This is a genomic window from Xenorhabdus indica (genome assembly GCF_014467235.1).
GTDB classification, from domain to species: domain Bacteria; phylum Pseudomonadota; class Gammaproteobacteria; order Enterobacterales; family Enterobacteriaceae; genus Xenorhabdus; species Xenorhabdus indica.
In genome coordinates this window covers 38,590-54,397 of record NZ_NKHP01000003.1, presented here as the reverse complement: position 1 = coordinate 54,397, position 15,808 = coordinate 38,590, and the positions used below count along the sequence as shown (strand labels likewise).

The 15,808-nt window shown below is 43.7% G+C and carries 2 protein-coding genes and 2 pseudogenes; 3 read left to right on the top strand and 1 reads right to left on the bottom strand.

Annotation, left to right across the window (positions count from 1 at the left end):
* Positions 1 to 194 precede the first annotated feature (194 nt).
* On the top strand, positions 195 to 680 hold the full coding sequence (locus tag Xind_RS03300; protein ID WP_187649482.1) for a BRO-N domain-containing protein: 486 nt from the start codon (positions 195 to 197) through the stop codon (positions 678 to 680).
* Positions 681 to 727: 47 nt separating this feature from the next.
* A pseudogene (locus Xind_RS20830) lies at positions 728 to 1,087 on the top strand (restriction endonuclease); the annotation flags it as partial.
* Positions 1,088 to 1,588: 501 nt separating this feature from the next.
* Here the strand turns inward: Xind_RS20830 and Xind_RS03290 are convergent.
* Positions 1,589 to 1,796: pseudogene (locus tag Xind_RS03290) on the bottom strand (IS1-like element transposase); the annotation flags it as partial.
* Between the two features lie 500 nt (positions 1,797 to 2,296).
* Here Xind_RS03290 and rtxA point away from each other — a divergent pair.
* The gene (rtxA, locus tag Xind_RS03285) at positions 2,297 to 15,730 is read left to right on the top strand and encodes an MARTX multifunctional-autoprocessing repeats-in-toxin holotoxin RtxA (RefSeq protein WP_187649480.1); all 13,434 of its coding nucleotides are present in this window, start codon (positions 2,297 to 2,299) and stop codon (positions 15,728 to 15,730) included.
* Positions 15,731 to 15,808 lie beyond the last annotated feature (78 nt).

Genomic DNA, 15,808 nt, shown 5'->3' with positions numbered 1-15,808 from the left:
TGAAAAAACCATGATTCAAAATTAAATGTAATATAAATTCATAATATTTATAAAATATACTGTATTTGTTGTTTTTTTATGGAATTTTATTCTGATAAATGTCTTTTTATAAATTTGAGCTGTCCTTTGGATAATATCAGTAAATTTATATATAATTGGCATCTAAATGTTCATAACTTTTAAGCAGTGGCTATATGGCACAGACTAAACATGAAATATTTTATCCTGGCAGTCATGGTGAAGTTCCAATACGAACTATAGAGCAAGATGGTAGAATATTGTTTTGCTTTCTTGACGTTATTAGAGTTTTAGTGAAGGATAACGTAAACCTTGATAAATATAATAAATCTTCCAGAACAAAAAGAAAGGGGTTTAGTGGTCTATTAAGCAAGTTATTTTCTGTTTTGAAAGAAAAAGATAGAGTTATAATAACATTAGATAAAAGAAATGAATTCGAAGCAAATTTCGACTTTTATGTCACTGAAGCAGGTCTGTACCGAATCGTTACAATTGATGAAAGTGAAGCTGCTTTACGATTTCAAGACTGGGTATTTGAAGATGTTTTGCCTTCAATCAGAAAATATGGTGTTTATCCTCCACCAAAGGAAGGTGCATCTGAACTAAGCACTTTGGTGTCTTTACTTCAACAAAATGTAAATTTACTGGCGAGCTGTATTTGAAATTAAAGAACTACCATCATAATGAGAGGGAATTTGCTTTGAATACCGTGGAAAAAGGAAACAAATTTGAAAATGAAGTTTTCTTGTTGATTCAAGAATATGTGAACAGTGGGAATACTTGGTTAAATCCTGATTTATGCACATTCCATCAGAAGAAGCCTTATTCTTCTAAAGAACGAGAAAGTAATATAATTGTAGATATTTCGATTGAATGCTTTATAAAAGGTAAAGAAAAATATTCGCAATTAGTTATCATTGAATGTAAAAATTATTCTGGCTCAATACCTGTTGACGATATAGAAGAGTTCAATTCAAAAATGAGACAAATTGCGGGCTCTAATGTTAAAGGAATGTTTTTCAGTAATTCACAATATCAGAAAAGTGCCTTTACTGTAGCAAAAAATACAGGTATTGCACTTGCACGTATCCTACCAGGTTCAAAAATAGAATGGATTTTAGAACGTAAACCGATTTCTGTAAACAAAATCGTACGTGAAAAAGAAGATTCTTCTATATCTATAGAAGCTCTGCTCAATCCAAATTTTATAGCTAATTCACAAAATATCTTTAGTTATTATGATGGTCTTTTTACATCTTCCTTTATAGATTTATTTAATAAATTTATTTTTAATGGAACAAGAATTGAAAAATATATTAACCATGGAAAAGTAAAGATTGCAAAAAACAAAACACACAATAATTTAATTTATCTCGGTTATAATGAATTAGATAAAATCACTTCATCTTTATTGAATAAATCATCTTGTCATAATTCTGTGTCTCCCATAGATCTTACGAAATTGATGTCTTACATGAAAGAAATATATAGTGTAAACTTTATCTTTACAGAAGATTTAGGTAAGCATGACATTAAAGGACTAGTGCTAGGTTGCATGGATTTGAAGAACAGACTCCATTTCGTTAACTTCGCAGATAAGACGAATTTCCATGTTATCCAAAGGGGAAGTTGTTACACATCGTAGGCAGAGTTTTTAAAGTGCGAACAACAGAATTAATGTTGATATGTAATGTATCCCGAATACCTGTATTATTCATGGTGAGACCAATGACCTGTTCTTTAATTCCGGCCTGGCAGGCACGATAGGAATGGTCAAGTTAATACATACCCACAATTGGGAATGCCAAACTGGTCTGACGGTTTTATTAACTAAATATGATTAACGAAAATGGCTCACATCAGTGAGCCGTCATTCTTTTACCCTCAATTTAAAAATAACACCGTCATTATTATCTGATGATTGATTAGAGATGAGCGATGTATTTTTTATAAGTAATATAATTAAAAATATTATCAGATGTTTTTATGTCATTTGAGTGGGAGTATTGGGACTAAGTATGGTGGTTAAACAGACTTTGTAATTTAACTATATTGATTTTAAAAGTAAAAATGGGGTACTTTCCAATGAATGATTTCTGTCTGCTGGCTAGCTTATTTTTATGTATCAATCTAATAAATTGACCAGATTAAGTATCATAGATTTCAATTTATTCTTGAAACATTCATTTTTAAAATCTATTTAAATACTGAAGCCCGGTTGCGTTTTGTAACTGGGTTTTTTTATCTTCAATTTTTGCATTTATTCCGGGATTTATTTATGGGAAAACCATTTTGGAGAAGTGTTGAATACTTTTTTACAGGAAATTATTCCGCAGATGATGGTGATAATAATATTGTTGCCATCGGATTTGGGGGCCAAATACATGCTTATGGCGGTAATGATCATATTACATTAGGCTCTATTGGTGCTTCGGTTTATACCGGTTCAGGTAATGATACCGTCGTTGGCGGCTCTGCCTATCTGAAAGTTAGTGATACTACTGGCAATCTGAACGTCAAAGGTGCGGCGGGATATGCGGAAATCAATAAAGAAGGGGAAGGAACAATTACTTTCTCTGGTGGGGCTGGCGGGGTAGTTATTCAACATGATGGGCATTCTGGTAATGTGCACTATTCAGGGATAGCAGCCTATAACAATTTATATCGTCGGGGAAACAGCGGGGATATTAAATTTGCAGGGGGTGGCGGTTATAACCATCTCTACTCAGATGTCACTTTCGGCAATATTCATTTTATCGGAGGGGGAGCTTATAACCAAATTACCCGTAAGGGACAGGCTGATTGTTTGAGCGGTGAAGGCATTGCTTACGCAAAAGCAGAAGAAATTGTACTCACCACCGCCACGATGGGAGGAAGCTGGATTGAAGAATCACAGAAAGTCATTGGCATTAAATCCACGCGAGACATAAATACCTACCTGTTTGCATTTGCTGATGAGGAATATACAAAAGTTAATAAAATTCATCTGCATAATGATCCTAAAACCGGCAGGCTGAAATATTACACCACGTCTTGGTATAAAAAGGGAAATTATCTCAAAAATCTGGCATCTCAAGATGTTTCTGACTACGGTGGTTATCAAGTGGTCGATATTGATGGTGCCTATACTTTGTCAAATCTGATGGTTGAACAACACCAGTCATTTACGGTACATGCGCTGGAAAGTGAGCTACCGGAAAATGAGTGGGTAACGTATGCCGGTGGTGTCCAGATCGCAGCAGAAAATATTACTTTGTCGGATGCTCAAATGGGCGGTTATGCGGTTTCAACGGATGGTTCAACCGTTGCTGTCAAGCCGGTGAAATCCAACCTGATGAAAAATACCTATCTGTACGCCAAGGTCTTGGAAGGATACACCAAAGTTGTGGTCGTGCAACTCACTAACGATCCTAAAACCGGTGAGCTGAAATACATTGCCACACCTTGGTACAAAGCTGGTGATCAAACAGCAGATATAGCAAATCAATTTGTTGATATTCGTTCTGGCTACAAAGTCCTCGGTAAAGGCAGTTATACACTCAGCCAAGTCCATTACAGTGTAAATACTGTCCGCGTGACTTCTGAGCGGATTGCCAATATACATGAATTCAGTGAACAGGAATTGTTATCCCAAAAACAGGATGACAGTCACGGTGATGTCCGGTTTGAAGGTGCAGGCGGTGGCAATGTTATTAAATCCAACGTAGCCCGTGGCAATGTTTACTTTAAGGGCGCAGGGTTGGCCAATGTTATTCTGCATAATTCAGAAATCGGTGACACTGAATTTGATGGCGCTGGGGCTGCCAATGTTATTTTCAAGAAAGGCAGAAAGGGGCAACTGCGTTTCAATGGGGGCGGTTTTGCTAATGTTATCACCCATATCAACCTATCTCCTGCAGTTTCATTACAGGCACCTCATGACAGCCAGACTAAAGTTGTCGCTCTGGGTGGGGCCAATATTCTGACCCGAAAAGGGGAGGGTAAGGTTTTTGCCGTTATGGGCGGTGGGGCCAACGTATTGACCCATATCGGGCAAGGAGAAACCACTGGTGTGATGATAGGCGGGGCCAATATCCTGACCAAAGTGGGGGACGGAGAGACTACTGGCGTGATGTTCGGTGTCGGCAATGTGCTGACTCATGTCGGTAACGGCAGAACACTGGGGGCGATGGGGGCAGCAGGCAACGTCTTTACTAAAGTAGGGGATGGTGAAACTATTGCTGCCATGCTGGCCGTCGGCAATATCTTTACCCATGTCGGCCAGGGGGATGCATACGTCATGATGGCCGGCGGGGGCAATATCTTTACCAAAGTGGGGAACGGTCAGGCTCTGGCATTGATGGTGGCATTGGGTAATGTCTTTACCCATGTGGGGGATGGCCTGAGTGTCGCGCTGATGGTGGCCAAAGGCAATATAGCAACGAAAGTGGGGAACGGTGAAACCCTTGCTGCCATGATAGGAACGGGTAATAGCATGACCCACATTGGTGATGGTAGTACCTTTGCTGCGATGTTGGGTGAGGCGAATATTTTGACCAAAGTCGGTCATGATCTGACGGCGGCGCTGATGATAGGCCAGCTCAATATTTATACCCATGTGGGTAACGGCACCAGTATTGGTCTGTTTGCCGGTAAGGCCAATATCATGACAAAAGTCGGAGATGGCACAACGCTGGCGGCGATGTTTGGTCAGGCCAATATCATGACCCATGCCGGTCAGGGCATGACGGGGGTATTGGCCCTGGGTGAAGCCAATGTGGTGACGAAAGTCGGGCATGATTTTCTCGGTGTGGTGGCGGCAGCCAAAGCCAACGTAATAACCCATGTCGGGCAGGGCATGACAGCCGGTTTATTATTAGGCAAAGGCAATATTCTGACGAAAGTGGGCGCGGGGACGACAGCCGGCCTGCTGGTTTCTCAATTTGGCAATATCATGACCCATGTGGGTGACGGCAATACGGTGGGATTTGCCAAAGGTCATCTGAATATCCTGACCAAAGTGGGAGAGGGGCTGGCTGTCAATGCCGCGTGGGGGGATGCCAATAGCATGACCCACGTGGGGAGAGGCGATCACTATAACTTTGCTAAAGGGAAAGCCAATATCGTCACCAAAATCGGTGATGGGCAGACGGTTAGTATTATGCAGGGTACAGCCAATATCCTCACCCATGTAGGCAAGGGGAATGATTATACTGGTACCTGGGGTAAAGCGAATGTTATTACGAAAGTCGGCCAGGGGCGTCAGGTTACGCTGGCGAAAGGTGATGCCAATATCGTGACACAGGTGGGGCAGGGTGACAGCTTCAGCGCCTTGTGGAGTCAAAGTAATATCGTCACCAAAGTCGGCGATGGGATGCAAGTTATCGCTGCGAAAGGTAAAAGTAATATCACTACCAGCGTGGGTAATGGCTTAAGTGTTGTGGCAACCCACGGTGATTTGAATGTGAATACCAAAATCGGTGACGGTGTTTCCGTGAGTGTGGCGTGGGGTAAATACAATATCAACACCAAAGTGGGTGACGGTTTGACTGTTTCGGTGATGAAAGGGACAGGTAATGCCAATATCCACGTGGGCGACGGGATGAACATCCATGCCTCCTATGCCCGCAATAACGTTGCTGTTCAAATCGGTAATGGTGATTTCTACAACCTTGCGCTGGCTTCCGGTCACACCGAGAAACATAAATTGGCCACGATGTTCAGTGAATTAAAACAAACATTATTGGGGGTGATGGGCAGTCAGGGCATTAATTTTCTGGTGTATGGTGATGAGGCAAACTCATCCGGCAGCTACCGGGGGCGTGGTGCCATTAATCTGCCGGAAGTCAATGCGCTGAACGGTTTCAAACTGACTGAAATGGCGGAAGTCAGATCAGACTTAGCCACGGATTTGCACGCTTCGGTGAATCAGCTCGATACGCCGGATGTCAGCAAACTGAAAAACATCATGAATGCCGATGAACAGCCGCTAAAAACACAAAAGCCAAATCTGATTGTCAATGGTGATTTTGAAGCGAGAGAGTCAGGTTGGGCATCTACCGAGGGCATGGAAGCTCAGTATTCCGCCGATGCTTATGGCTTGAGTAACTATGGACACGGTAAATATGTCACTGAGCTGGATGCGAATACGAATACCACTATTTATCAGCAGCTCCGGCAGCTTGAAGCAGGTGAAATCATCACCCTTGATTTTGATTTTGCCAGGCGTGTAGCCAGTAGCATTGATAATGGCCTGGAAGTCCTCTGGAATGAGCAGGTGGTTTTCTCATCGTCCAATGATGAAATCACCTGGCAACACAAGCAATTGATGCTGGTTGCGCGGGCAGGCAGCAACCGACTGGCGTTCAAAGGCATCGGTAACAGTGACGGCAGCGGTTATATTCTGGACAATGTCATTGCAACCTCAAATCGTTCTGACAGTACACAAGTGAAACGTCCGTCACAAATGTTGGTGGCGGGTGATGTGCTGCATGATAAGGCAAACGCAGAAGCAGACCGTCAACATCTGATGCAGGAAAAAGAGAAGCAACTGGCGGCGATTGCAGAGACACAATCTCAGTTGGAGACGACTGATCTTTATGCCTTGAACACTAACGGACTATCACAGCTTAGTGCTATCAAGGTTGAAGAGCAGGCTGTGACGGATGAATTGTTGGCAAAAACCATAGCACTTGACAGTCTGAATAACCAAACATACGCAAGCCATCAAGGAAAATCAGGGGCACAGTGGCGTCAGGATTTTGCCGGCGGATTTTTGGACAACCTCCAGACACGACTGGATAGTGTAAAAGAAACGGCAGGCCAGCAATTGGGTAATGCACTTTCCACTATTTCAAAACAACAAGATCAGATAGAAATCGCGCTGGATAAGTCGGAAGTCAATGTTGCTAAATCTAAACAGGATCAACTGAATGCCCAGAAAGATGTTGCGGATGCTCAGGCTAAGGCAGAATACCGGAAAGAAGAGGCACTGACACAACAGAAACAAGCTGAAAAAGCCGCACAGAATAGTTATCAGACTCTTCAGGAGATTGAAGCTGAGGTAGAAGCTACAGCGAAGGACAATGCGCATAAACCGAATTTTACCAATGCTGGCAGTGGCCGGTCAGGTAAAGCCTATGAAGCAGAAGGTGCCGGTAATACAGCCAGCCATATTGGCTCTGGTTCCTTAATGCAGGGAATTGGTACTTTCAGCCAGAAGTTGCAAGAGTCAGATAAGGATTTGTCTGCACTTGCAGATGCTAAACAAGCTGTCGAACGTCTACAGATCAATGCAGGTCTTCGTGCCGGACATGCGAACACCATACATGTGCCACGGTCATTACACACATCGCAGTCGTCAGATCAATCAAATTCAGATCAATCAAATAATAGTTATGCTTCGTCTGTTGGCGCACTTGAATCGATAACAAATGTATCAGGATCGGAAAACCGAAAAGAACAACCTGTTTCCGGCCTGGATTTGAGTGGGCTGAAAGCGTTGGGAAGGACAGATCCCCGTTCAGACAACACTTCTCAAGTTCCACAACCACAAAGCAGTCAGAGTTCCCTGCAAAATGGAGCGACATATCCTTTTATTGCTGCAAGGGCTGCAAAAGTCGCGGATATCTACCGTTGGTTGAGCAAAAATAATGACCGGAGCGGAGGGCTTTCACAAGATAACTATATCCCTGTACCGGGTGGTGAACGTGTTGATATTGAGATAAATGACAACATCAGGTATGAGCTGACTCACTTTATTGAAAATTTTTTTAGTGTCATCCGACATACCATCCCTAAAGACCAAATTGCACCGCTGGCGAAGTTATTTGTCGATTCCACCATTGATTTTGACTGGGATAAGCGCGTTCAATTTATGACTAAATTGGAACGTTTTGGTTATAGCTTTAAACCCCCTCATGGTGAGAAAAGTATTGTTTCATTCTGGTCAGGCCGGGAGTTCAGTGCCTACCGTCATGTACTGGATGCAGCGCAGAAAGATGGCAAAAAAGTCGTTTATGATATTGATGTGAAAGGGAATGTACTTGCCCTTGAACTCAATAAGAAATTGATGGATTGGAACAACATGTCCCTTGATCCCGATGATATTAAGCAAGAAAACCTACATTCAGCCATCGGCGAAGCGGTGCGAAGTAATATCGGATTCTGGAGTTCCGTTTATGCAACCGGTGCGCGTGATGATGTTTATGTTATTGCACCGGAAGGTCTGCGTTTAGGGAATTTCTTCTGGAACGTTGAGTTGCCAGTATTGCGTCAATTGCAACGTGAAGGTCTGGTCAATGAAATTCGCTTGCTGGATAAACCAGTATATCACTACCGCGACAAGCCATTAGAATCCATTGGTCACAGACTGACCGATGCCGGCGTCAGAGTAAAAATACGTTTTGATTCACTGAGCACGGCTGAGCAGAAAAGTTATCTTGAACAAGATCCTGACGGTTACCACGCCAATTCACTGATAGATCTGGATATCAAGTTGAGTGCTATTGATAGCATGTTAAATCAAGCGATTCCATTCTATCGTTTACGGACTGAACGTAATATTTTGATACGTGAAGGCTTACATAACAGCTTTGAAGTTCTTCCCTGGGCTGAACCCCGATCTGCTCTGTTTAAAACCATAAAAGTTGATAATCCGAAAGATCCGGCACAGATAAAAACAATCGAACATTTCATTTTTGCTAATTACCAAAACTATGAACAACTCCCTGCTGAGTTGCGGCTGGTGGAAAATCATATTATTTCCCTTGAAGGGGGGCGTACCCGTATTCTCGCGGAAAGAGCGGATGGTGTCTGGCGTTATTTGCTGGATATCAAATTGATGTCAGGTGATGAGTTACAGAAAAAGGCTTATGTTAAAGGTAAGCCACTGGGGGAAAGTTACCGCAAGGTGATTGAGGCGCTGCGTGCTTATGAACAAGTCCTGCTGGAAAAGCCGGATTACTCACTGGATGCGATTGAAAAATTAACTGATTTACACCAACAGGTGGAAGGTTATCTGCTTGGGCACTCTGAATCTGGGCGGGCACCAGCGATGAAACTGCTGCTTTCCCAAATTAACATACGCCTGACGGAATCATTAGTATTGGCAGAGCCGACATTGAGAAGCTCAGGCCAAGGTCATTTCAGCGAATTATACACCAAACTGGATAACGCCAATCTCAAGGATAGCAAACATCTCTATCTGGATGCACAGGGCGATTTTGTGACACGTGGTCAGTTCAGTTTGCACATCTCCAGAAATACCGCCGATGCCGGACTGCAACAGGTTATGGCAGCCGTGACCAAAGAGTATGGTCAAGATGTCACAAATGCAGTTTTTTCCAAACTTTCGGCCCGTGATCTGGCGAAAGATGGCCGGGGCATTGATATAGCCGGATTGAAAAAAGTCCATCTGGCGATTGAACAGCACTTATCCCCTGTCAGTGCAACATTGTATGTCTGGCGGCCAAGTGAGTACAGCACTCTTGGTCATGTAGCATTGCAAATTGGTCAGGGACGTGTTCTGGTCAATGCAGATGATGCCAAGCATTTGAATGAAATAAATTATGTCAGTTGGTGGCCGGCAGGGAGTAAAACTGTCGATATACGCGAGATGTTTGATATCTCAACACAAGATCAACCGGATCTGCGGCTTCGTTGGTATGATCTTAGCCAACCTGCTTTTCAGGCCCCAACGTTAGCATTTGATGTTGAAGCAGAAGAGGATGATGATTTCGGGTTGGTTGATGGTTCTGCTGAACTGAGAGAGTTTATTGAAAAACTGAGAATAGCCAAAGGGGTGGATGCCAAATTCAAGGATGTCAGTGAAGGTTTTGCGATGGTGGCCCTCGCTAATCCTGAACTGCTTAAGTCCGCTGAAATACCGGAATATATTTACCGGCCATTTCTTGCACAATGGGCTGATCCCGGCATAGATATGCACGAAATCGGCCGGAATTTTGCCGAAACCTTACGTATGGCAGCGCAAAGGCAGACATCTAAACGTATGGAAAGTGCAATTGCCGACGTCATGCATCAATTTGCTGAAAGAGAGCTGGCAGAAATTTCCGATTTCAAAAACAGTAAAACGGAACCTGCTCGGGTATACCGCATCAATCTGGAAGGGCTTGATGTGGCAGCAATGCAGGCTGAATGGAGTAAAATCAGCAGCGATCCGAATGCCCGTTATCAGTTACTGTCTAAAAATTGTTCCAGTGTCGTTGCTCGTATTCTCAGGGCGGGAGGCGCGGAGAAAGTGCTCGGCAAGGTCTGGCGACCAACCTTTGGTATCTGGACACCAAATGATCTGTTTGACTTCGGTCGGTCATTGCAGCAAGCAGTTCATATTGAACGGGTTAAACAAAAACATCTCCGTCTCAATGGAGAGCCATTTGAAGCAATTCTGAATAATGAAACCAATGAATATGAACTGGAGAGAGTTGCTATCTCAAACGATGGATCATTGCCACGTGAGAGAGAACCGCGTAATCCATTGACTCGCCTCATGAATAATGAACTGTATGGTGCAAAAGAAGAACGTCGCCGGATCAGTCAGGAGGTACAAAACAAGCTCAATTTGGCAGTAAACCAGGGTGTTGCACAAAAAATTACCTTACAGGGTGAAATCGGGCGCTTAGAAGGTTATTACTATCAGGCGCAAAACAATCAGGCACAAAGCTCGTTACATACAAACATGACAAATAAAGTCGTGTTGTTTATCCATGGCTCTGGTGCGTCTGTTGAAGAGCAAGCGAGTAAAATTCAGCCGCATTATCAACAACAGGGTATTGATATGCTCTCGGTCAATATGCGGGGTTACGGCACCAGCGATGGCTATCCGGGGGAATCAGGGATGTATCAGGATGTACGTACTATGTTCCGTTATCTGGTTAATGATCGTGGTATTAAGCCGGAAAACATCATTATCCACGGTTATTCAATGGGTGCGCCAATTGCGGCAGATCTTGCTCGTTACGCTGACAGACAAGGCATGGCTGTTTCCGGCTTACTGTTAGACAGGCCGATGCCAAGCATGACCAAGGCGATCACTGCTCATGAAATACCGAACCCATCCGGTCTTACTGGTGTATTGGCAAAAGCCGTTAATGGTAAATTCTCGGTAGAACAGAATCTACGGGGGATCTCGAAGCAGACGCCAATTATGTTGCTGACCGACAATGAAGGTTTAGGTAATGAAGGTGAAAAACTCCGTACCAGATTAATGACAGCCGGTTATAACATTTCCGGGGAACGAACTTATCATGGTCATGAATCCAGTTATCAATTGATGAATCAGTATGCTGATAAAATTGTTTCTTACCTGTCTGGCACCAACCAGCAAGTACAAGAAAATACGGCTCTTAAAGGCATCAAGAGTGATTTGAGACGCTATATGCAGGCACTGAAACCTCAGATTGATGAAGTAGGTATAGAGCGCGATCTGCGTGCGACAAAGGCTTTCCTGTCAGGTTACAAACATAACCATGCTGAGCGTATTGTGGATGGCTTCCATTCGGATATGGACATCAAACAACTGGTGGATCTGTTGGTCAAAGGGAACTGGACGGCGGAACAAAAAGGGGCATTGGCATGGGAAATTGAAAACCGGGCACTGAAAATTACTCTTCGGCCAAAAACGGAGAAATATAGCCGACTGTTCCGTGATATTACTTCTACTGGCGCAGTAGATCCTAAGGCAAGTGAACATTTAGCGCCACAATTGCTATTGCTGAATTTATCTAATGATGGGTTTGGCGGGCGCTGTGTACCGTTATCGAAATTGGTTCTGCTGGCAAAACAGCTTGAAAATGACGGCCAGGAAAATGTTGGTCATGACTTGTTGAATAAACTTTACTCCGCCGCTTCGGTACTCAGCAATCCAGAGTTATATTCCGAAGTTGAACAAGCCAACGCCAGTAAGTTATTGGGTACATTGTCTGCACTCTATGCCAGAGATCCGATGTTAGACGGTACTTCCAAGGTATGGAAAGAGAAACTGAACGGTGAGAAAGCACTAACCGTAAAAGGTATGATTGAAAGAATCACTGCTACCAACGTGGATGGTCAACCGATTCTGCTGGAGCTGGATACATTGGGTCATGCCATGGCGGCATGGTCAAAAGGCAGTGGAGAGAACCGGATGTATGGGTTCTATGATCCTAATATTGGGATTGTGGAGTTTTCATCTGTGGAGAAATTCAGTAAATACGTTACACGTTTCTTTAGTCGTTCAGACCTGAACATGGCAGAAAGCTATAAAATGTCCAAAAATGGTCAGCGGGAAAGAATTTTCGAGCGTGTGATTGTACTGGATGGTCAAGTACTGGCATCTTATCGTCCGGTAATTGGTGACAAAACAACCATGAAAGATATTCTGGCAATGGAAATTTTTGATGGCTCACCAATGAGAAATACGCTGGAGAGACTCCGTCCGTTGAATAACCAGGATGTCAATACGTGGGAAGTTATTGATGTCTTTCCGAGATTAGAACGCAAAAAAATGCGTTTTGATGGCCAGGTCATTATTCAGCTTGAAGATGATCCTATTGTGGCCGACTCTGTCTCTTATCTGACCGGTAAGCACCCAAACGAGAGTGTCCTTGTCCAGCTTGATACCAATGGCCAGTATAAGGTGGTATACGGTGATCCAAGCTTATTGAACGGTAAAATACGCTGGCAGGTTGTTGGGCACGGTGGTGATGATATTGATGGATTTAATCACACGACGCTAAGTGATTACACTGCATCTGAGCTGGCGATGCGCTTAAAACAGTTTAAAAATAGCTTCCAATATGGAGGGGCGCTTGACCATATCAGTCTGGTAGGATGTTCTCTGCTCAGTGATGATAAGCGGGATGGCTTTGCTTATCGTTTGATTTCAGCTCTTGATGAAAATGGGATCCGTACCACGGTATCTGCCCGTCGCACTGAAGTTGCAATCGGTAAATCAGGGCGTAAGTATACGAAATCAGAACATAATACGCTGGAAAATAAGATCTTCGACAATAAAATCGTGTTGAACTGGAATGAGAATGGAGAATTGGAAGGTCATTCAGAACGTATACGCAATAATGTCTCTGAAAACGATGTTTCGCTTGCTCGTGTAGGTAGTCTGCGTACCGATAGCAGAAAAAACCGGGCACGCGGGATTATTACAGACAATACCGAAATATTCCATGCACCGAAACAATATCAGTATGAGGATTACCCTGCCGAAATGACGTCCAATAACCCGGTGAGTTATTCCGGTAATGTACAGGTACAGGCAGGAGACGGCGAATTTACAACCATTAACTGGGGAACCACCAACGTTGGTATTAAAGTCGGTACGGGTGGTTTCAAATCGCTGGCCTTTGGTGACAACAATGTCATGGTCCATCTGGGGAATGGTGACAGCAAGCACAGCGTTGATATTGCAGGTTATCAGGCATTGGAAGGTGCGCAACTGTTTATCGGAAACCGGAATATCAGTTTCAATCAAGGCCGCAGTAATGATCTGTTGGTCATGATGGATAAATCCATCCCGACACCGCCGATGCTTAATCCATTTGATAGCGTTTCCCGCATATCAGGGGTCCTGCAAAATATTGCCGGATCATTCTCTGCCCCTGACTGGTTGTCTGAGCAGGAAGCACAGTGGACGGTAGAAAGTGTGAAGAAATATCTACAGGATATGTCAGGGCTGGATATGACCAGTAACGTGGATTATATGTCGCTGACTAAGCTTGACTCCCAATATAAACGTAGTGGCCGTGGCCTGAAGAGTGATATCGAAAGCACACTGAATAAAAAATACAACCAATGGTTGAGTGGTGCGGGTAATAAACCAAAGCTGGGTAATCTCAGCCGGGCAGATAAGCTCCGGCAGGCAAATGAGAAATTATCCTTTAATTTCGCCGTTGGCGGACAAGGTGCTGATATTCAAGTAACAACCGGTAACTGGAACTTTATGTTCGGTGACAATATCCAGTCAATTCTGGATATCAACCTTGGTTCACTGTTTGGTTTGATGACACAGCAATACACCTCAACAGGAATGGCAAAAACCACCTTTACTTTTAGTCCGACGGATCTGCCTCGTCAGCTTAAAAACAAGTTGTTGAGAAACCTTGCCAGCGTGAATGCAGATACGACATTAGCCGATATCTTTAATGTGGATTACACATCGGATGGCGCTATTGTTTCCCGCTCAAATCAACCGGTGGATGGTGTCGCTATTCTGCGGGAAATGCTGGAAGTTATCGGTGAATTCAGTGGCAGCCAGTTGGAGGCATTTATTGATACGGAAACATTACGTAATGGTTTGAAGACAAATCTGTCGGCAGGAGCAGATGGATTAAATTCTTTCCTTGAAAATCACGGAATCAAAGAAAAAGCGCCAACTGAGCAGACGGAGTCAACTGAAAATGTTGGTGCTGCACCGATAGCAGAAGATGCAAACTCAGAGCGCCCATTCGGGTTTAATTTCCTGAACCTGCCAAATTTGTTTGCAACTCTGTTCAGCCAGGATAAACAGCAAGAAATGAAAGAGTTAGCTTCCAACCTGAAACAGAATCTGACTGATGATCTGCTGCATATGCAGGAAAAAACTTTCGATTTCCTGCGCAACAGTGGTCATCTGCAAGGTGATGGCGATATCCATGTCTCTCTTGGTAACTACAATTTTAACTGGGGTGGAGACGGAAAAGATCTGGGCGCTTATCTGGGAGATAATAATAACTTCTGGGGTGGTCGCGGTGACGATGTCTATTACGCTTTAGGAACCTCCAATATCTTCACCGGTGGTGAAGGTAATGATATGGGAGCTTTGATGGGGCGTGAAAACATCATGTTTGGTGGCAAGGGTAATGATGTTGCCGTAGTTGCGGGACGTATCAACTATGCCTACATGGGAGATGGAGATGATCAGGTCTTTGCCTTTGGTGAAGGTGGTGTGATCGAGACGGGCAGAGGACGTGACTATATCGTCGCCTCCGGTAACTTCAATCGCATTGAGAGCGGGGAAGAGCAGGATTACGTGATTACTATCGGTAACAACAATCAGGTTGATTTGGGTAATAATCATGATTTTTCTACAGTTTTCGGTAACTATAATCAGATTGATGCTGGAGCGGGCAATGATACTATCAAGCTGATGGGTTATCATGCTCTGATCAATGGCGGGGCGGGTGATGATCACCTGATCGCGGATGTGATTGCCAAATTCAGTCAATTTGACGGCGGCGATGGTGACGATCTGTTGGTATTGGGCGGATATCAGAACAACTTCAAAGGTGGCACAGGGGTTAACAGCTATGTAGTCAGTGGAGATGTGATTGATAATGTGGTTGAAGATATCAAACACAGTGACAAGATCATTTTCAACAACCTTAACTGGCAAGACTTGTGGTTCCAGCGTAGTGGCTACGATCTGGTTATGTTGACCAACCGTAATATTGAGGATACTTCTGAGCAAGGACAGTTTGAAGCAATCGGCTCGGTGACGTTTACTGACTACTTCAATGGCAATCGTGCGGACATTATCACGCAAATGGGCAGTAAAGACACTCGTGGCGAGCGTGAATATACCGCACTCTCTGCCAATGCACTAGATTCATTGGTTCAGGCAATGAGCGGTTTTGCGCCAGCGATTGGCGATAGTGGTTTTATTGATTCACTGGATAAACAAACTCAATCTTCCATTATGATGGCCTGGTCGGATACCAAAACCGGGAAATTCAAACTGGCTTGATGGTTTTCTTAGCTGAACTTGATTAATCGAAATGGCTCACCAATGTGAGTCATTTTTTATTTAACTTCAAATGGTTAA

Coding starts and splice junctions, on each gene's coding strand:
- Xind_RS03300 (WP_187649482.1), top strand. CDS start 195: ATGGCACAGACTAAACATGAAATATTTTATCCTGGCAGTCATGGTGAA.
- rtxA (WP_187649480.1), top strand. CDS start 2,297: ATGGGAAAACCATTTTGGAGAAGTGTTGAATACTTTTTTACAGGAAAT.